The following is a 17665-nucleotide window of genomic DNA, read 5'->3' as shown; positions in this document are numbered from 1 at the left end:
GCCGCACGCGGCGGCGCCACCCGTGAACATAACGGCTCGCGGGGATCGATGGAAACCGCCGCGCGCGGATGCCGCCGGGCAGCGACACCGCGCATTCATGCATGGCTGCGCGGATGCGCGCCGCGCAGGCGGATCGTCAAGCTCCCGCCGCGATCCGGCGTTGCGGCCGGTCGCCGTCGAAGCGGTAGCTGTCCATCGCCAGGAAGCCCATGTCGATGCCGGCGTCGATCCGCTGCGCGCCGAGCGCGTCGCCGCCGGCCGCGCCCATCGCGAAGTACAGCGGCAGCAGGTGCTCGTCGGTCGGATGCGCGCGCTCGGCATGCGGCGCCTGGCGCCGGTAGTCGAGCAAGGCGGGCACGTCGTCGGCCTGCAGGCGCTGCTCCACCCATTCGATGAAGGGGCGTACGTAGGGGGCTTCCCCGCCGTCGGCACGGCCGCCGCGCCAGTCGCGCAGGTTGTGGGTGATCGAGCCGGAGCCGACCAGCAGCACGCCCTCGTCGCGCAACGGCGCCAGCGCGCGGCCCAGCGCCAGTTGGTGCGCCGGCCCGAGGTCGGGCTGGATGGAGAGCGGCACCACCGGGATGTCCGCCTGCGGATACAGCAGGCGCAGCGGTACCCAGGCGCCGTGGTCGAGGCCGCGCTGCATGTCCAGCTGCGGATGCAGGCCGGCCCGCTCCAGCAGGCGATGGACCTGCCGGGCCAGCGCCGGCTCGCCCGGCGCCGGGTACTCGATCTCGTACAGCGCGGGCGGGAAGCCGCCGAAGTCGTGGATGGTCGGCAGCCGCGCGGCGCCGCCGACCAGCGGGCGCCGGCCCAGCCAATGCGCCGAGGCGACCACGATCGCGCGCGGGCGCGGCAGCGCCGCCGCCAGCTCGGCCAGCCGCTCACCGACCAGGCCGGGCCGCAGCGCGGTCATCGGCGAGCCGTGCGAGATGTACAGGGAAGGCAGGGCGTGCATCGATGTCTCCATGGACCAGGACCGACGTGCTCAGCGCGACTTGAGCGCGAACGCGCCGTCGCCGACCAGGAACTGCACCACCAGGGCGATCGCCCACACCGCCGGGTACTCCCAGCCGCCGCCGGGATTGGCGAAGCCGAAGCCGTTGGCGCCATGCACGGTCGCGATCGTGCCCAGCAGCAGGGGCACGCCGAGCAGGCCGAACCAGCGCGCGTAGAGGCCCAGCACCATCGTGAGGCCGAGCAGCAGCTCCAGCCCCATCGATACGTAGGCTAGGCCGCCCGGGAGGCCGAGCGACCGGAAGTAGCCGGCGGTACCGGCCGGCGTGAACACCAGCAGCTTGGTCAGGCCGTGGACCAGGAACAGGCCGCCCAGGGTAACGCGCAGCAGGGCGACACCGTAGGCGGGCAGCGTTGAACGGACCGGGGTATTCATGGCGTCTCCAGGGGAGGCATTCGGAAGTGCGTGCAGGCTATTCCCGCCGCTTTTCTGATAAAACACCGGCTACATCCATTGTTTATTCCTAAAAGCGCAACAAATGGACACCCTGGATGCGATGCGCGTGTTCGTGGCGGTCGCCGAACGCAACGGCTTCAGCGCCGCAGCCGAGGCGCTGGACCGGTCCACCGCCAGCGTCACCCGCCAGGTCGCGGCGCTCGAGCAGCGCCTGGGTACCCGCCTGCTCAACCGCACCACGCGCCGGGTCAGCCTGACCAGCGCCGGCACCGCCTACTACCAGCGCGCGGTGCAACTGCTGGCGGAGTTCGCCGACCTGGAAGCGGCGGTCGGCGCGCAGGCGCTGCAACCGTCGGGCCTGCTGCGGATCAACGCGCCAGTGAGCTTCGGCATCGCCCGGCTGGGCCCGTTGCTGGCCGGCTTCCGCGCCCGCCATCCCCAGGTCACGCTCGACCTGGCGCTCTCGGACCGGTTCGTGGACATGGTCGAGGAAGGCTACGACGTGGCGATCCGCATCACCCGCGAGCCCTCGCCCATGCTGATCGCGCGCAGGCTGGCCTCGGTGCGGGTGCTCGTCTGCGCCTCGCCCGGCTATCTGGCGCGGGCGGGCACGCCGCGGCTGCCCGCCGACCTGGCCGGCCACGAATGCCTGGCCTACAGCTACTGGTCCGGCGGCCAGGAATGGCGACTGCGGCGGGCCGACGGCGGCGAGGAACAAATACGCATCGGCGGCGGAATGCGCGCCAACAACGGCGACGTGCTGCGCGAGGCGGCGCTGGCCGGGATGGGCATCATCGTGCAGCCGGATTTCCTGGTGGCCGACGACCTCGCCGCCGGCCGGCTGGTGCAGGTGCTGCCGGAATACGAGGCGCCGACGCTGGGCGTGTTCGCCGTCTACACCAGCCGCAGCCACCTCGCGCCGAAGGTGCGCAGCTTCATCGACTACCTGGTGGAAACGCTGGGCGGGGACCCGTAGCGCGCATCGGCGTCCGTCCCCGCGGGCGCGCCGCGGAGGACTTCAGCCGCGACCGGCCCCGTCGATGCCGTACGCCGCCCGGTCGTTGCCCAGGCACCGGCGCAGGTAGTCGATGAACACCCGCAGCTTCGGCGCCATGTGCTCGCGCGCCGGGTAGTACAGGTGCCAGCCCGCGAACGGCGCCTGCCAGTCGTCGAGCACGCGCAGCAGGCCGCCGGCGGCCACCTCGTCCGCGATCTCCCATTCGAACACCTGGCCGAGCCCGACGCCGCGCCGCAGGGCCGCCATCCCGACCGCCATATCGTTGACGATCAGCCTGCCCTCCACCTCGACCTGGAAATCGCGCCCGTCGCGGGTGAACTCCCAGGGCTGGATGCGGCCGTCGCTGCGCCGCCAGCGGATGCAATCGTGGCCGACCAGCTCGGCGGGCGCGGCCGGCACGCCGTGCCGCTCGAAATACCCCGGCGTGGCGACGATCGCCTGCCGCAGCCGCGGCCCGATCGGCACCGCGACCATGTCGCGCGCCAGCGATTCGCCCAGGCGGATGCCGGCATCGAAGCCGCCGGCGACGATGTCGGCCAGCGTGCGGTCGGCATACAGCTCCACGGCCACGTCCGGATAGCGCGCCAGGAATCCGGGCAGATGCGGGCAGATCAGCTGCTCGGCGGCGGCCCCCGCCAGGTTGATCCGCAGCAGGCCGGAGGGCCGGTCGCGCAGGAAGTCCAGGTCGGCGAAGGCGGCATCGATCTGCTGCAACCCCGGCGCCACCCGCTGCAGGAAGCGCTCGCCGTGCTCGGTCAGCCCGACCCGGCGCGTGGTGCGGTTGAGCAGGCGCACGCCGAGCCGCGCTTCCAGCCCGCGCACGATCTGCGACAGCGCCGAGGTGGAGACGTCCAGCTCGGCCGCGGCCCGGGTGAAGCTGCCGTGGCGCGCGACGCGCACGAACGCATCGACCGCCGGGAGTGGATTGGGTCGCGTCATGCCGCCTCCGCAGTCCTGGCCCTACCGGCGCAATGCCGGATTATTTAGTTCTACTTCAAGGAAGGTTCGGATTTTGCGGATTTATCGGCATCGCCGCCACTCCTAGAGTGGCCGCACTTCCCCGCAACGAGGTTCGCCATGCAACTCGACCATTACCGCCTGCTCGGCCGCTCCGGCCTGCGCGTCAGCCCGATCTCGCTGGGTGCGATGACCTTCGGCCAGGACTGGGGCTGGGGCGCCGACGAGGCCGGGTCCCGCCGCCTGTTCGATCTCTACGTGGATGCCGGCGGCAACTTCGTCGACACCGCCAACATCTACACCAACGGCAGCTCCGAGGCCCTGCTCGGCCGCTTCGCCGCCGGCCGCCGCGACCGGCTGGTGATCGCCAGTAAGTACACGCTCAACCCGTTCCCCGGCGATCCCAATGGCGGCGGCAACCACCGCAAGAACATGATCCAGTCGGTGGAAGCCAGCCTGAAGCGGCTCGGCACCGACTACCTCGACCTGCTCTACCTGCACATCTGGGACGGCACCACCCCGGTCGAGGAGATCATGCGCGGCTTCGACGACCTGGTGCGCGCCGGCAAGATCGTCTACGCCGGCATCTCCGACACGCCGGCCTGGCAGGTCGCGCGGATGCAGACGCTGGCCGAACTGCGCGGCTGGTCGCCGCTGGTGGCGCTGCAGATCGAGTACTCGCTGGCGCAGCGCACCGTCGAGCGCGACCTGCTGCCCATGGCCAACGAGTTGGGCCTGTCGGTCCTGGCCTGGTCGCCGCTGGCGATGGGCATCCTGACCGGCAAGTACAGCCGCGCCGACCTGGAGCGCCTGCGCGCGCAGGGCGCAGCCAACTCGCCCGACGCCGGAAACGGCAGCCGCGGCGCGGTGGCGTACTCGCACGACATGCTCGACGAGCGCAGCATCGACATCGGCGAGGTGGTCAAGGCGATCGCCGCCGAATCCGGCCACTCCCCCGCGCAGATCGCCCTGGCCTGGCTGCTGCAGCGCCCGGGCGCACCGATCCCGATCGTCGGCGCGCGCACGCCGGAACAACTGCAGGACAACCTGGGCGCGCTCGCGGTGACGCTGGACGCCGAGCACGTCCGCCGCCTGGACGCCGCCAGCGCCATCCCCCTCGGCTTCCCGCACGACTTCATCCGCAGCCCGATCCCGCATCAGCTGGTATTCGGCGGCACACACGTGCAGCCCCGGGCCTGACCGGCATCCAGAACAGCCGTACGTTCGCTGTCCTGTTGCTGTTGCTGTTGCTGTTGCTCGTGATTTTGCTTCGGGCTGGGTAACGCTTCCTCGCGCGGCGGCGCGCCAACCTCCATGGCCTACGAATATCACTGCGGCGCGGCCCCTCCGAAGCGGCGGAGACAATGGGAAAAACCTGAAGGGCGGCGCACATGGGCTCGCCGGAAAAGGCGAAGCACCGCTTCGCCCCGGCGGGCGGGCATTCGCCGCGCGGCGAATGCCCAGGGCTCGGCCGCATAGCGGACGAGTCGCGTCGAAAAATCCCGTTGGCTCCGCGGACCCGCAGCAAAGCTGCGGGCGCGCAGGCGGGGTGTGCTTGATCAGCCATGACCAGCCATTCGGCTGTTGTGAAGCGCTTCGGCTGTTGTGAAGCGCTTCTTTGGGTTACTTTTCTTTACGCGGCACATCCTTGTGCCGCGCCCTTCGGGCCGGCTTCGCCGTGCGGCGCCGCTCCTGCGGCGCGCGTGCACAAGCAAAGAAAGGTAACTCGCCGCAAGGCGAAAGCTTTGGCCTTTATCGCCAAAGGCCCAAAGAGCCCAAAAGCAAAGTCCCTGGATGATCAGCCGTTCGGCTGCTGAAAGGCACCTCCCGCCTTCGCGGGAATGACGGTAGTGGGATAACAGGAGCCGGACAAATTGCGAGGAAGACACTGGATCTTCGATCCCCGGCCATCGGGCATAGCCCGATGGCGCTCGATGCCGCGCGGACCAGTGGCTCGCAAGCGGCGGCCCTTCGTCCCACCTTCGCGGGAATGACGATAGAAGGATGGCGCGAGCGGACAGACAGCGTGAGGAACAAAGTCCCTGGACCTTCGATCCCAGCCATTGGCATAGCCCAATGGCGCTCAGCACCGCGCCAGAGGCGATGACCAAAAACACGAACCTCCGCAACACTGCATCCCATCCCGGCCCACCTCCCACCATCCCACCGCAACATCCCCCTCGTCATCATGGCCCCCGCCCCATCCCCTCACAGGAGATCCCAATGAAGACCCGCACCCTCGGCCGCAACGGCCCCGTGGTTTCCGCACTCGGCCTCGGCTGCATGGGCATGAGCGCGTTCTACGGCGACCGCAGCGACGAGGCCGGCTCCATCGCGGTCATCCATCGCGCCCTCGAGCGCGGCGTCAGCCTCATCGACACCGCCGACATGTACGGCCCCCACACCAACGAGGTGCTGGTCGGCAAGGCGATCGCCGGCCGCCGCCACCAGGTGTTCCTGGCGACCAAGTTCGGCATCAAGCTCGACCCCAACGATCCGCAGGTGCGCGGCATCGATGGCCGCCCCGAGTACGTGCAGGCCGCGTGCGAGGCCAGCCTCAAGCGGCTCGGCGTGGACCACATCGACCTGTACTACCAGCACCGCGTCGATCCCGGCGTGCCGATCGAGGACACCGTCGGCGCGATGTCGCGCCTGGTCGAACAGGGCAAGGTGCGCTTCCTCGGCCTGTCCGAGGCCGCCCCCGCCACCATCCGCCGCGCGCATGCCGTGCACCCGATCGCCGCGCTGCAGACCGAATACTCGCTGTGGACGCGCGACCCCGAGGAGAACGGCGTGCTCGCCACCGTGCGCGAACTCGGCATCGGCTTCGTGCCCTACTCGCCGCTCGGGCGCGGCTTCCTCAGCGGTGCGTTCAAGAGCCCGGACGACTTCGACGCCGACGACTACCGCCGCCACTCCCCGCGCTTCCAGGGCGAGAACTTCGCGCGCAACATCGAACTGGTCGCGCAGGTGGAGGCGATCGCCGCCGACAAGGGCATCACCGCCAGCCAGCTCGCCCTGGCCTGGGTGCTCGCGCAGGGCGACGACCTGGTGCCCATCCCGGGGACCAAGCGCATCAAGTACCTCGAGGAGAACCTCGGGGCGCTGGACGTCACCCTGCTGCCGGACGAACTGGACCGCATCGGCTCGGTGTTCCCGCCGGGCGCCGCCGCGGGCGCGCGCTATCCCGCGGCGACCATCGGCGCGCTGCACCGCTGACCGGCGCGCGCGGGCAGCGTGCCGGCGGCCGCCTCAGGCGCGGCCGCGCAGGTACGCGATGATCCCGTCCAACGGCGCCGGGGTCCCGAGCAGGTAGCCCTGCAGCTGGTCGCAGCCGTTCGCGACCAGCCAGGCCTGCTGCTCGGGGCGCTCCACGCCCTCGGCGATGACGCGCAGGCCGAGGCTGTGGCCGAGCGTGATCAGCGTGCGGCAGATCGCGGCGTTGCGCGGGTTGCCGTCCACGTCGGCGACGAAACTGCGATCGATCTTCAGCGAGTCCAGCGGCATGTGCTGCAGGTAGGACATGCTGGAGAAGCCGGTCCCGAAATCGTCCAGGGAAATGCGCACGCCCTGCGCATGCATGGCGTTCATCGTCTGCAGCGCCTGGTCGGGATCGCGCACCAGGCTGGTCTCGGTCAGCTCCACGTGCAGCGCGCCATGGCCCAGGCCGAACTCGCGGCAGGCGGCGGCCACGTCGCCGGCGACGTCCGAGTTGAGGAACTGCAGCGCCGACACGTTGATCGCGATCGGCAACGCCTCCCATCCCGCGTCGGCCAGCCGGCGCCGGTCGCGCGCGCCCTGGTGGATCGCCCATCGCCCCAGCGGCAGGATCAGGCCGGTGTCCTCGCATAGCTTGACGAACTCGCCGGTGGACACCTGCCGGTGCTCGGGGCTGAGCCAGCGCACCAGCGCCTCCAGCGCCGCCGGCGCACCGCTGCGCGCGTCCAGTATCGGCTGGTAGTGCAGCTCGAACTCGCCCCGGTCGATCGCCTCGTGCAACCGCCCGATCAGGTGCAGGCGTTCGCTCAGGCGCGTGGCGATGGCCTTCTCGAAGTGCATCACCGTGACATCCGCCTCGCGCGCGGCATGCGCCGCCTGCGCGGCCTGCGCGATCACCTCGTCCGCGCGCAGGCCGTCCTCCGGGAAGCGCGCCACGCCGATGCGCACGTCCAGCGAATGCAGCGAATCGCGCCCGCGCACCGGCTCGGACAGCATCGCCTCCAACGCCTGCAGCGCGCGGTCGGGATCGTGTTCCTCGCCGATCGCGAGCACGAAATCCTCCGACGGCTGGAACGCCAGCCAGCCGTACTCCTCGGCCAGCGACTGCAGGCGCACGCACAGGTGGTGCAGCACGTCCTCGCCCACCCGCCGCCCCAGCGTGTCGCCGATCAGCTGCAGGCCGCGCAGCTGCACGTGCGCGACCGCATAGCGCGGCAGCGCGGCCTCCTGCAGCTGCTCGGCCAAGGCGGGCACGTTGAGCAGGCCGGTGGCCGCGTCGTGGCTGGCGCGGTGCGCGAGTTCGCGCTGGTAGGCCATGTACTCGCTGACGTTCTCGGCCAGCACCAGCCGCGCCTGCAGCCCGCCGATCTCCAGCATCGTGGTGTGCACGCGCACGTCCATGCGCGTGCCATCCCGGTGCCGGTGCACGACGGTGAGCAAGGTGCCGCGCCCGGGCGGATCGGGCTGGCGCAACTGCTGGGCCAGCCGCTCGGCCTGTTCGGGCAGGCCGATGTCGAGGATCCGCATCGACAGGAACTCCTCCCGGCTGTAGCCGTACTGCCGGATCGCCGCGGGGTTCACCTCCAGGAAGCGCAGCGTCTCCAGGTCGAACAGCCAGCACGGCAACGGGCTGATCTCGAAGATCCGCTGGAACCGGTACTGCGCGTCCGTGGCCAGCGCCTCGATCTCCATCCGTTCGCTGATGTCGACCACGGTCCCGGTCATCCGGCGCTCGCCGTCGTCCTCCACCATCGCGCCGCGCACCGCGATCCAGTGCTCGGCCTGCGCCAGCAGCAGCCGGCAGGTGACGTCGAATCCCTGGCGGCCTTCGCGGGCCTGCGCCAGGATGCGCTTCACCTTGTGCCGGTCGTCCGGGTGCACGCGCTCGACGAACGCGGCCACCGCCACGTCGCGCCTGCCCAGCCCGAACATCTGCATCGTCTGCGGCGCCAGGTGCAGCCATTCCCCGTCCGGCCCGATCCACCAGGTGCCCACGCCCCCGGCCAGGTGCGCGCGCCGCAGGTCCTCGTTGCCGGTGCGCAGGTCCGACAGCAGCTGCGCCTGCCGTCGCTCGGCGTGCCAGAGGCTGCGCAGCAGGTAGGCCAGGCTCAGGCCATAGACCACGAGCAATGCGATCGCCAGGGCCATGAACATCCACCTCGGCCGCAGCGCCTCGCCATGGCCGGTCGCGGCGAACGCCAGCAGCAGCGCGGCCAGCACGCCGAAGCCGAGCACGCCGCGCCATTGCCACCGCCGCGACCGGAGCTGGCGCATCACGGCACTCCGCGCGCATCCGCGGGCACGCCAGGGGCGCGGCCACGCCGCCCCGCGGCCGGTGCGCCGGAGTTCAGGCCGGCGACTGTCGCACGCCGTCCATGCGGCCTACACTGCCGGTTTTCCCGTTGCCGAGTTGCACCCATGCTCCAGCTGCATCGTTCCGCCTTGATGGTTGCCATCACCGCCATCCTCGCCCTGCCGCTGACCGCCTGTGGCCGCCACGATGCGTCGCAGGCCTCCCTTGATGCGGCCTCCGCTCCACCCGCCAAACCGGTACTGGGGGACTTCGGCTTCGATGCCGCTGGCATGGATCGCTCGGTCGCACCGGGCGACGACTTCTTCGGCTATGCCAATGGCCAGTGGGTCAAGACTACCGAGATTCCGGCCGACCGCGCCAGCTACAACAGCTTCACGCGCATCGTGGTGGATACCGAGAAGCACGTGCGCGACATCGTCGAGGGCGCCGCCGCCAACGACCGCGCCACCGGCGACGAGAAGAAGATCGGCGACTACTACGCCGCCTTCATGGACGAGGCCGGCATCGAGGCCAAGGGCGCCTCGCCGGTGCAGCCGCAGCTGGACGCGATCGCGCAGATCGCCGACAAGCAGGCGCTGGCCGCCGCGCTGGGCGCGCAGCTGCGCGCCGACGTGGACCTGCTCAACGCCACCGACTACTACACCGACCGCCTGTTCGGCCTGTGGGTGTCGCAGGACATCCACCACCCCGAGCGCTACGTGCCGTACCTGGTGCAGGGCGGCCTGGGCATGCCCGACCGCAGCTTCTACCTCGAAGGCGGCCGCATGGCGGAGTTGCGCAAGGCCTACCAGGCGCACGTCGCCAAGGTGCTCGCGCTGGCCGGCATCGCCGATGCCGAGGCCAAGGCCGAGCGGATCGTGAAGCTGGAGACGGAGATCGCGCGCGTCCACGCCACCCAGGAGCGGACCAACGACGTGCAGGCCGGCGCGAACGCCTGGAAACGGGCCGATTTCGCGGCCAAGGCGCCGGGCCTGGACTGGAACGCGTTCCTGAAGGCGGCCGGCCTGGATGCGCAGCAGGACTTCATCGTCTGGCAGCCGGAGGCCGTGGCCGGGATCTCCGCGCTGGTCGCCGCGCAGCCGCTCGACCTCTGGAAGGACTACCTGGCCTTCCATGCCGTCGACCGCGCCTCGCCGTACTTGTCCAAGGCGTTCGCCGACGAGCGCTTCGCCTTCTACGGCGCCACGCTCAACGGCACCCCGCGGCAGCGCGAGCGCTGGAAGCGCGGCATCGACGCCACCAACGCCGCGCTCGGCGAGGCCGTCGGCAAGCGCTACGTCGACCGCTACGTCAGCCACGACACCAAGGAGCGCGCCGAGGCGATGGTCGCCAACATCGTCGCCGCGTTCGGCAAGCGCATCGACGCGCTGGACTGGATGAGCCCGCAGACCAAGCAGCACGCCAAGGCCAAGATCGCCGGCCTGACCGTGGCGGTCGGCTGGCCGGAGCGCTGGCGCGACTACTCGGCCCTGGACGTGCGCCGCGACGACGCGCTGGGCAACGCCGAACGCGCCGGGCTGTTCGAGTACGGGCGCAACCTCGCCAAGCTGGGCAAGCCGGTCGAGCACAGCGAGTGGTACATGCTGCCGCAGGAGGTCAACGCGCTGAACGTGCCGCTGGAGAACCGCCTGATCTTCCCGGCCGCGATCCTGCAGCCGCCGTTCTTCGACCCGGCCGCCGACGATGCCGTGAACTACGGCGCGATCGGCGCGGTGATCGGCCACGAGATCAGCCACAGCTTCGACAACACCGGCGCGCTGTTCGACGAGCGCGGCGCGCTGCACAACTGGTGGACGCCGGAGGACCTGAAGAAGTTCGAGGCCGCCGGCGCCGCCCTGGCCGCGCAGTTCGACGGCTACAAGCCGTTCGACGACCTGGCGGTGAACGGCAAGCTCACCCTCGGCGAGAACATCGCCGACGTGGCCGGCCTGGCCACCGCCTACGACGCCTACCACCTGTCGCTGCAGGGCAAGCCGGCGCCCACGCTGGACGGCTTCACGCCGGACCAGCGCTTCTTCCTCGGCTTCGCCCAGGCCTGGCGCGGCAAGTACCGCGATGCCGCGCTGCGCAACGCGGTCCTCACCGACGTGCATGCGCCGGGCCGGTTCCGCGCGCAGACCGTGCGCAACCTCGACGCCTGGTATCCGGCGTTCGAGGTCAAGGAAGGCCAGAAGCTGTACCTGGCGCCGGACCAGCGCGTGAAGATCTGGTAGCCCCGCGACGGTAGCGACGCCCGGCGGGAATCCGGCCCCGGCAAGCCTTCCTGGCAAGGCCTGTCGGGGTTGAAACCCCTCCCACAGGACTTCGGGAGTTGTCCTCCGTCGTTTGTGGGAGGAAGGCCAGAAGCTGTACTTGGCGCCGGACCAGCGCGTGAAGATCTGGTAGCCCCGCGGCGGTAGCGGCGCCCGGCGGGAATCCGGCCCCGGCAGGCCTTCCTGGCAAGGCCTGTCGGGGTTGAACCCCCTCCCACAGGACTTCGGGAGTTGTCCTCCGTCGTTTGTGGGAGGGGTTTCAACCCCGACAAGGCCCTTCCCGGCCATGCCGGCTACGGCCAGCGCGCGAGCACCTCCGGCGCGACCCCGACCCGACGGCAGGCGCGCACGGCTAGGCCGTCGTTCAATGCCGCGCGGAACAACGGCGCCGAGGCCCGCATCAACCGTGCCGAGGCGCGGTCGCGCGCACGTTGCAGCGGGCTGCGCCCGAGCATGTCCAGCGCCCAGCCGGGCAGCAACGCGGCGCCCGCCCCCAGGAACACGTCGCGCGACAGTCCCGCTACCGGCACCGGCAGCCGGATCGAGGCCAGGATGTCCAGCACCTCGCGCGAGCGCGCATCCACCGCCAGCTGCGGCCGCATCGACTCGAAATAGGCCTCGATGTCGCGCTCGGAAGCGGGCACGTCGCGCGCGCCCAGCGCTTCGGCCACGCGCCGGTACTCGGCGTAGTAGCGGTCGGCGATCGCCGCCGGCACCTCGCGGCAATGGCGTCTGCAGCCTTGCAGGAACCCGTAGGCCTCGGTGGCGTGCACCCAGGTCAGCAGCCGCGGATCGTCGGCGGCGTAGCCGCGGCCGTCCGGCAGCGTGCCGCGCACCCGCGCGTGGATGGCGCGGACCCGGGCGACTAGGCGCTCCGCCTCGGCGCGCGGCGCATAGGTGGTGCCGGCGACGAAGTTGGTGGTGCGCCGCAAACGCCCCACCAGGTCCTCGCGGAAGTTGGAGTGGTCGTAGACGCCGGCCAGCGCCAGCGGATGCAGGGTCTGCAGCATCAATGCGCACAGCCCGCCGGCGAGCATGCCGGGGAACTCCGAATGCACGCGCCAGGTGACGCTGTCCGGCCCGAACCAGCCCGGGTCGCCGGCCGGACGGTCGTACTCGATGCCGCTCTGCCCGCGCGGGAAGGCGCCGAGCACCCAGCGGCGGATCTGGGCGGTGGCGGGGGCGGCGAGCGTGCGGAACACGGCGGACATGCGCCTATCGTACCGCCGCCCCGGCGGCCGGCCGCGCTGGCCCGCCATCGCGAATTCGCGATGCAGTGCAGCAAGGCGGCGCCGCCCCCGGACCTGGGAAACCGCGTTTTCCCCGGGGAAAAATGCCGATCGCGCCGGAGCCGGCGTCTCCGTGACGCCCCGCTCACGCGCTCTTGATTGCGAACCGGTGCGGAAGTGCTAGAAAGGACCTGCGACCGTTTGTCGCATGCCACATGCTCGTACCCGCCGGAAGGAGCTCGTCATGATTGCTTTGTTCAGGGGTTTGGGACTGCTTCTGCAGGACAACGCACTGCACCGCCAGCCGTTCGAGGAACAGGTCGCGCACTGGCGCGACAAGACCGACGCGGAGATCGACGCGGAGGTCGAACTGCTCACCGTCGCCAAGCAGCAGTGGGTCGTCGCTTCGATCATCGGCTGGCAGGTGATCTCGCTGGTCCTGCTCGGCGTGATCACCCACCAATTGTGGCAGCACGACTTCCACGTGACCTTCAGCCGGGTGGTGATCGTGTTCGCCTCGTGGCTGGCCATCCTGTTCGTGCTCTGGTACATCGCCGACCTGTTCGACCACAGCGCCGGCTTCGAGCGCTGGCTGCGTGCCTTCAACAGCCGCGCGCGGCTGGCCCCGGACGCCGATTCGGTCGAGTGCGTCAACGAGGCGCTGGAGATGGCGCGCCGCTATCCGGAAGTGCTGCGCTATAAGCAGCAGGTGATGGCCAAGCGCGACCTGCGCCACGAGGACATCGTCAACATGCGCGAGATGGGGCGCATGCGGCAGTACACCGAGATCGTGCGCGAACTCGACCACTACGACGGCGGGCCGCGGCTGGCGGCGACCGCCTGACGCCCCCCTCCGGGGCGAAGAGGCGGCGCTTCGCCCCGTACCCTCCCGAGCCCACGCCAGCGGCGTGGGCGCTTCAGGCACGCGCACCCGCGGTGCGCAAGCTGTGCCTTGTCGCCCCCCCGGCGGGAGAGGGGCCTCGAAACTACGCCGCCGCGACCGCCTTCTCGATCGCCGGGGTGCGCCAACCGCTGCGCACGCCCCATGCGTAGAACGCCAGGCCGACCAGCGCGACCACCGCCAGGTCGGTGCCGTAGGCCAGGTAGCCGTGCCCGCCGAAGGTGGTGCTGCCGGCCCACGACAGCAGGGCGATCGCCGGCAGGTACGCGATCATCCAGGCCGCGCCCTTGAGGTTGCGGCGGAAATCCTTGAAGCCCTGCCTGGCCTGGTAATAGAAGTACACCGGCAACGCCACGACCATCAGCAGGATGATCTCGCCGGTGAGCGGCCAGCGCGCCCAGTACAGCAGCTCGGTCGCCATCACGAAGGCGATGCCCGCCAGCACCGGCATCGCGAACACCCGCAGCGGGCGATGCACGTCCGGCGCGGTGCGGCGCAGCGTCATCGCGCTGATCGGCCCGGTCAGGTAGGAGATGATCGTCGCCACCGAGATCACCGCCGCCAGCGTGCCCCAGCCGCGGAAGAAGAACAGGAACAGGTAGGACACCGCCAGGTTGAAGAACATCGCCGGGCGCGGCACGCCCCACTTCGCGTGCACCTTGCCGAGCACCGCCGGCATCGTGCCATTCTTCTCCATGCCGTAGATCATCCGCGCGGTGGTCGCGGTGTAGGTGATGCCGGTGCCGCTGGGGCTGACGAAGGCATCGATGTACAGCAGCATCGCCAGCCAGTGCAGGTTGACGATGATCGCCAGCTCGGCGAATGGCGAGCGGAAATCGATGCCGTGCCAGCCGGCCTTGGCCAGCAGTTCCGGCGGCACCGCGCCGATGTAGGCCACCTGCAGGATCAGGTAGACCACGGTGGCCAGCGCGATCGAGCCGAGCACCGCGAACGGCAGGCTGCGCCCGGGATTCTTGGCCTCGCCGGCCAGGTTCACGGGGCTCTGGAAACCGTTGAAGCTGAACACGATGCCGGCGGTCGCCACGGCGGTGAGCACCGCGGCGAAGTCGATCACGTGCGCATCGCCGTGCAGGCCGACGCTGAAGTTCTCGCCATGGAAACCGCTGGCGATCAGCGCGATGCCGGTCAGCGCCGGCACGATCAGCTTGAACACCGTGATCGCGGTGTTGGAGCGGGCGAACAGCTTCACGCTCCAGAAGTTCAGGAAAAAGTACACCAGCACCAGCGCCGCGGCGATCAGCAGGCCGGCGGTGGACAGCTCGCCCGCGCCGCCCGGCGCCTGCGCGTACAGGTCCTGCGCCCACTGCCACGGCCACGACGCCATGTACTGCACCGACGCCTCGGCCTCGACCGGGATCACCGAGACGATCGCGATCCAGTTGGCCCAGCCGGCGATGAAACCGACCAGCGAGCCATGCGAATAGTGGCTGTAGCGCACCATGCCGCCGGACTCGGGGAACATCGCGCCGAGCTCGGCATAGGACAGCGCGATGGTGGTGATGATCGCCGCGCCCAGCACCCACGCCCAGATCGCGCCCGGACCGGCCAGCCCCGCCGCGCGCCATGCACCGAACAGCCAGCCGGAACCGATGATCGAGCCCAGGCCGGTGAGCATGAGCGCAAAGGGGCCGACTTCGCGGCGCAGGGGGCTATCGGACATGGGCTACCTGACGTTGAACGCCGCGGGCACGGCAACAAGCCGGCAATGATCGCAGAAGCGGGCGCCGGACGTCATGGCGCATTCAGGCAAAGGCCGGGACTCGGGAAATGCACCTGGCCTGGTCGTCAAGCGGCCCGGTGCTACCTTGCGGTTTTTTTCTCCCACACCAGCACTCGGTCCGAAGCAGGCCTTTCGCTTTTCCGGCTGCGGTTTCCCGAGCTCCCTCGGGCGCGCCTCAACATCCGCCCATGATCGCCGTGGCCGACGCGCACTGACGGAAGTCCTCGGCCAGGCCGCGCAGTTCGCGCACCTGCCCCACCGCCAGTTCGAAGCGGTCCAGTTCGCGGCGCGGGCAATCGGCCGCGGCCGTGGCGGTCGCGCTGCAGGCGGCCTCGTAGACGAGGTAATGGCAATGGCCGCTGCTGCTGGCCAGGCAATGGAAGACCGCGTTGCCGGCATGCGATTCGACCTTGCTGAAGAGCAGGTCGCGGCCATCGACGGTGGAGCGGGTGATCGAGGTGGTGCCGCTTTCCTGGTGGCAGCCGAACAGCCCCATCAGGCAATACAGCATCGAAGCGAGCAGGCGCATGGCGAATCCTTCCTTCTGCGATGGGACGGCGGCGTCACATGCCGCGGAACAGGCTCATGAACGGCTGGCTGACCACGAGCGTCTCCGGCCGGTTCTTCAGTTTCAGGCAGCCCTTGCCGGTGTCGTCGCGCGACACCGAGGACACCGCCCTCATGTTGACGATGGTGGAGCGGTGGACCTGCTTGAAGATGCGCGGATCGAGCACCTCCAGCAGCTCGCGCAGCGGCGTGCGCAGCAGCGATTCGCCCTCGGCGGTCATCACCACCGTGTACTTGTTGTCGGCCTGGAAGTAGGCCACCTCGTCGAGCATCACCAGCCGCGTCTCGCGGCCGGCACTGGCAGTGATCCAGGCCATGGGAGGCTTCTCCGGAGCGGGCGGCGCGGGGCGCTGCGCCAGCCGTTGCAGCAAGGTTTCCAGCATCGCGTGGTCGGGGCCGCCGCTGGCGGCGCGCGCGCGCACGCGCTGCACGGTGGCCTGCAGGCGTTCGCGCGATACCGGCTTGAGCAGGTAGTCGACCGCGCCCTGCTCGAACGCGTCGATCGCGTACTGGTCGTAGGCGGTGACGAACACCACCTGCGATGCGGGACTGGCTTCCGCGGCGCCGCGCGCGACCTCGATGCCGGTCAGGCCCGGCATGCGGATGTCGAGGAACACGACGTCCGGGCGATGCTCGGCGATGCTCTCCAGCGCGCTGGCGCCGTCCTCGCATTCGGCCACCACCTGCAGCTCGGGCCATGCCTCGCCGAGCAGTTGCAGCAGCGATTGCCGCAGCAGCGCCTCGTCCTCGGCCACGACCGCACGCAGCGCGCTCATGCCAGCCCCTCCTGCCGCGGCACCGGGGGCGGCATGTCCGCTGGCAACGGCAGGCTGATCGTCGCCGCCATGCCGGCCGGGAAGTTGGACACCAGCGCGAACGCCGCCCGGTCGCCGTAGATCAGGCGCAGGCGCTCGCGCAGGTTCTTCAGGCCGATGCCGGTGCCGCTGTTCTGGCTGTTGAAGCCCTGCCCGTCGTCGGCCACGGTCACCGTGACGTGCTGGTCGGTGCGCCGCGCCAGGATCCAGACCGTGCCGCCGCCCGGCTTGGGCTCCAGCCCGTGCTTGATCGCGTTCTCCACCAGCGTCTGCAGCATCATCGACGGCATCGGCACGCTCCGCAGCTCGTAGGGCACTTCGATCTGCAGCGCCAGCCGCGTGCCCATGCGGATGCGCAGGATCTCCAGGTAGGCCTGGGCCCGTTCCAGCTCGTCGCCGAGCGTGGAGGGCGCATCGCCGGCATTCGGCAGCGAGTGGCGCAGGTACTGGATCAGGTGCCCGATCATCGCGTCGGCACGCGACGGATCGGTGCGGGTCAGCACCTGCGCGCTGGCCAGGGTGTTGTAGAGGAAGTGCGGCTCGACCTGCGCGTGCAGCAGGTTCAGGCGCGCCACCGCCAGTTCCTTCTCGGTGGCCGACTGCTCGGCGGCGGCCTGCTCGCTGCGGCGCTGGCGCGCGACCTGCGCGGTGATCGCGCGCGAGAGCGTCTCGGCATTGTCGTAGTTGCTGCCCTCGTCGACCAGGAACAGGTCCACCCAGGCGCCGGCGTCCGGCTCGCACAGCAGGGTGACGCTGCTGGTGCCGTTGCCCGGCGCCAGCGTGGCGAGGACCTTGTTGTGGCTGATGCTCATGCGCGCGAACACGTTCCAGCTGGAGGGGTTGTGGTTGTCGCGCAGGTCGTCGCGCCGCACCCGGGCACGGATCAGCAGGCTGCCCGGAGAGCTTTGCACGTCCTCCACGCGCGGCAGCTGGCGGATCGCCGACTCGACCACCGCGAAGGCCTCCGGCGCATCCAGGGGCACCTCGATCTGGCGGCGCTGGCGGCTGGTCAGGGTGTCGTGGCCGAGGCGGCCGGCGGCCAGCTTCACCCGCCGCAGGTGGGTGGCCAGGTTGGTCAGCACGATGGCGAGGGTGACCAGCACCAGCAGGGTGAACACCGAGCCCGTCGAGCCGAACAGCTCGTCCCACAGATTGCTGGCGACGATCAGCACGATCATCCAGGCGAACAGGATGCGCGCGAACAGGAAGAGGCTGGCGGACACGGCGGCTTCCGGGGT

At 70.3% G+C, this 17665-nt stretch carries 15 protein-coding genes; 6 read left to right on the top strand and 9 right to left on the bottom strand.

What is annotated here, in order from left to right; translation table 11 throughout:
- Positions 1-136: 136 nt before the first annotated feature.
- Positions 137-958, bottom strand: coding sequence for a DODA-type extradiol aromatic ring-opening family dioxygenase (locus M3M27_RS03315; protein ID WP_434027151.1), 822 nt, complete (start codon positions 956-958; stop codon positions 137-139).
- A gap of 30 nt (positions 959-988) precedes the next feature.
- Positions 989-1393: a DoxX family protein gene (locus M3M27_RS03310; RefSeq protein ID WP_434027150.1), complete on the bottom strand. Its 405-nt coding sequence runs from the start codon at positions 1391-1393 to the stop codon at positions 989-991.
- 103 nt (positions 1394-1496) lie between these two features.
- Here M3M27_RS03310 and M3M27_RS03305 point away from each other — a divergent pair, with 103 nt between their 5' ends.
- On the top strand, positions 1497-2390 hold the full coding sequence (locus M3M27_RS03305) for a LysR family transcriptional regulator (RefSeq protein ID WP_434027149.1): 894 nt from the start codon (positions 1497-1499) through the stop codon (positions 2388-2390).
- A gap of 42 nt (positions 2391-2432) precedes the next feature.
- Here M3M27_RS03305 and M3M27_RS03300 read toward each other — a convergent pair whose 3' ends face one another.
- Positions 2433-3371, bottom strand: coding sequence for a LysR family transcriptional regulator (locus M3M27_RS03300; protein WP_140727351.1), 939 nt, complete (start codon positions 3369-3371; stop codon positions 2433-2435).
- A 138-nt stretch (positions 3372-3509) separates the two neighbouring features.
- Here M3M27_RS03300 and M3M27_RS03295 point away from each other — a divergent pair, with 138 nt between their 5' ends.
- From M3M27_RS03295 to M3M27_RS03285, 3 genes are all read left to right on the top strand, one after another.
- Positions 3510-4589: an aldo/keto reductase gene (locus M3M27_RS03295; RefSeq protein ID WP_140727354.1), complete on the top strand. Its 1080-nt coding sequence runs from the start codon at positions 3510-3512 to the stop codon at positions 4587-4589.
- A gap of 365 nt (positions 4590-4954) precedes the next feature.
- The gene (locus M3M27_RS03290; protein ID WP_434027148.1) at positions 4955-5206 is read left to right on the top strand and encodes a hypothetical protein; all 252 of its coding nucleotides are present in this window, start codon (positions 4955-4957) and stop codon (positions 5204-5206) included.
- Positions 5207-5612: 406 nt separating this feature from the next.
- Positions 5613-6608 carry an aldo/keto reductase gene (locus M3M27_RS03285; RefSeq protein ID WP_140727356.1) on the top strand — a complete coding sequence of 332 codons (996 nt, stop codon included), beginning with the start codon at positions 5613-5615 and terminating at the stop codon, positions 6606-6608.
- Between the two features lie 33 nt (positions 6609-6641).
- On the opposite strand, the gene M3M27_RS03280 is transcribed toward M3M27_RS03285, so the two are convergent.
- The gene (locus M3M27_RS03280; RefSeq protein ID WP_434027147.1) at positions 6642-8882 is read right to left on the bottom strand and encodes a putative bifunctional diguanylate cyclase/phosphodiesterase; all 2241 of its coding nucleotides are present in this window, start codon (positions 8880-8882) and stop codon (positions 6642-6644) included.
- Between the two features lie 144 nt (positions 8883-9026).
- Here M3M27_RS03280 and M3M27_RS03275 point away from each other — a divergent pair, with 144 nt between their 5' ends.
- Complete coding sequence (locus tag M3M27_RS03275; protein WP_140727360.1) at positions 9027-11135, top strand: M13 family metallopeptidase; 2109 nt, start codon at positions 9027-9029, stop codon at positions 11133-11135.
- Positions 11136-11467: 332 nt separating this feature from the next.
- On the opposite strand, the gene M3M27_RS03270 is transcribed toward M3M27_RS03275, so the two are convergent.
- Positions 11468-12385 (bottom strand): oxygenase MpaB family protein, encoded by a 918-nt coding sequence (locus tag M3M27_RS03270; RefSeq protein ID WP_140727362.1) that lies wholly within the window; start codon positions 12383-12385, stop codon positions 11468-11470.
- Positions 12386-12611: 226 nt separating this feature from the next.
- Between M3M27_RS03270 and M3M27_RS03265 the strand changes: the two genes are divergently transcribed.
- The gene (locus M3M27_RS03265) at positions 12612-13247 is read left to right on the top strand and encodes a hypothetical protein (RefSeq protein WP_140727364.1); all 636 of its coding nucleotides are present in this window, start codon (positions 12612-12614) and stop codon (positions 13245-13247) included.
- A gap of 142 nt (positions 13248-13389) precedes the next feature.
- Here the strand turns inward: M3M27_RS03265 and M3M27_RS03260 are convergent, their stop codons facing one another.
- The 4 genes from M3M27_RS03260 to M3M27_RS03245 form a co-directional block, all read right to left on the bottom strand.
- On the bottom strand, positions 13390-14985 hold the full coding sequence (locus tag M3M27_RS03260) for an APC family permease (protein ID WP_434027146.1): 1596 nt from the start codon (positions 14983-14985) through the stop codon (positions 13390-13392).
- 235 nt (positions 14986-15220) lie between these two features.
- Positions 15221-15574, bottom strand: coding sequence for a hypothetical protein (locus M3M27_RS03255; RefSeq protein ID WP_434027145.1), 354 nt, complete (start codon positions 15572-15574; stop codon positions 15221-15223).
- A 34-nt stretch (positions 15575-15608) separates the two neighbouring features.
- Positions 15609-16388 (bottom strand): LytR/AlgR family response regulator transcription factor, encoded by a 780-nt coding sequence (locus M3M27_RS03250; protein WP_140727370.1) that lies wholly within the window; start codon positions 16386-16388, stop codon positions 15609-15611.
- Positions 16385-17650, bottom strand: coding sequence for a sensor histidine kinase (locus M3M27_RS03245; protein ID WP_434027144.1), 1266 nt, complete (start codon positions 17648-17650; stop codon positions 16385-16387). Before M3M27_RS03245 ends, M3M27_RS03250 begins: the two co-directional genes overlap by 4 nt.
- Positions 17651-17665 lie beyond the last annotated feature (15 nt).

The sequence above is a fragment of the Xanthomonas boreopolis genome (assembly GCF_046529185.1).
Taxonomy (GTDB): Bacteria; Pseudomonadota; Gammaproteobacteria; order Xanthomonadales; family Xanthomonadaceae; genus Pseudomonas_S; species Pseudomonas_S boreopolis.
Note: the sequence above shows the minus strand (reverse complement) of the source record. Positions and strands in the feature narration are given on the sequence as shown.

Bases quoted from the DNA above. Each gene is read 5' to 3' on its own strand.
- M3M27_RS03315 (WP_434027151.1), bottom strand. From the start codon at position 958: ATGCACGCCCTGCCTTCCCTGTACATCTCGCACGGCTCGCCGATGACC.
- M3M27_RS03310 (WP_434027150.1), bottom strand. From the start codon at position 1,393: ATGAATACCCCGGTCCGTTCAACGCTGCCCGCCTACGGTGTCGCCCTG.
- M3M27_RS03305 (WP_434027149.1), top strand. From the start codon at position 1,497: ATGGACACCCTGGATGCGATGCGCGTGTTCGTGGCGGTCGCCGAACGC.
- M3M27_RS03300 (WP_140727351.1), bottom strand. From the start codon at position 3,371: ATGACGCGACCCAATCCACTCCCGGCGGTCGATGCGTTCGTGCGCGTC.
- M3M27_RS03295 (WP_140727354.1), top strand. From the start codon at position 3,510: ATGCAACTCGACCATTACCGCCTGCTCGGCCGCTCCGGCCTGCGCGTC.
- M3M27_RS03290 (WP_434027148.1), top strand. From the start codon at position 4,955: ATGACCAGCCATTCGGCTGTTGTGAAGCGCTTCGGCTGTTGTGAAGCG.
- M3M27_RS03285 (WP_140727356.1), top strand. From the start codon at position 5,613: ATGAAGACCCGCACCCTCGGCCGCAACGGCCCCGTGGTTTCCGCACTC.
- M3M27_RS03280 (WP_434027147.1), bottom strand. From the start codon at position 8,882: ATGCGCCAGCTCCGGTCGCGGCGGTGGCAATGGCGCGGCGTGCTCGGC.
- M3M27_RS03275 (WP_140727360.1), top strand. From the start codon at position 9,027: ATGCTCCAGCTGCATCGTTCCGCCTTGATGGTTGCCATCACCGCCATC.
- M3M27_RS03270 (WP_140727362.1), bottom strand. From the start codon at position 12,385: ATGTCCGCCGTGTTCCGCACGCTCGCCGCCCCCGCCACCGCCCAGATC.
- M3M27_RS03265 (WP_140727364.1), top strand. From the start codon at position 12,612: ATGCCACATGCTCGTACCCGCCGGAAGGAGCTCGTCATGATTGCTTTG.
- M3M27_RS03260 (WP_434027146.1), bottom strand. From the start codon at position 14,985: ATGTCCGATAGCCCCCTGCGCCGCGAAGTCGGCCCCTTTGCGCTCATG.
- M3M27_RS03255 (WP_434027145.1), bottom strand. From the start codon at position 15,574: ATGCGCCTGCTCGCTTCGATGCTGTATTGCCTGATGGGGCTGTTCGGC.
- M3M27_RS03250 (WP_140727370.1), bottom strand. From the start codon at position 16,388: ATGAGCGCGCTGCGTGCGGTCGTGGCCGAGGACGAGGCGCTGCTGCGG.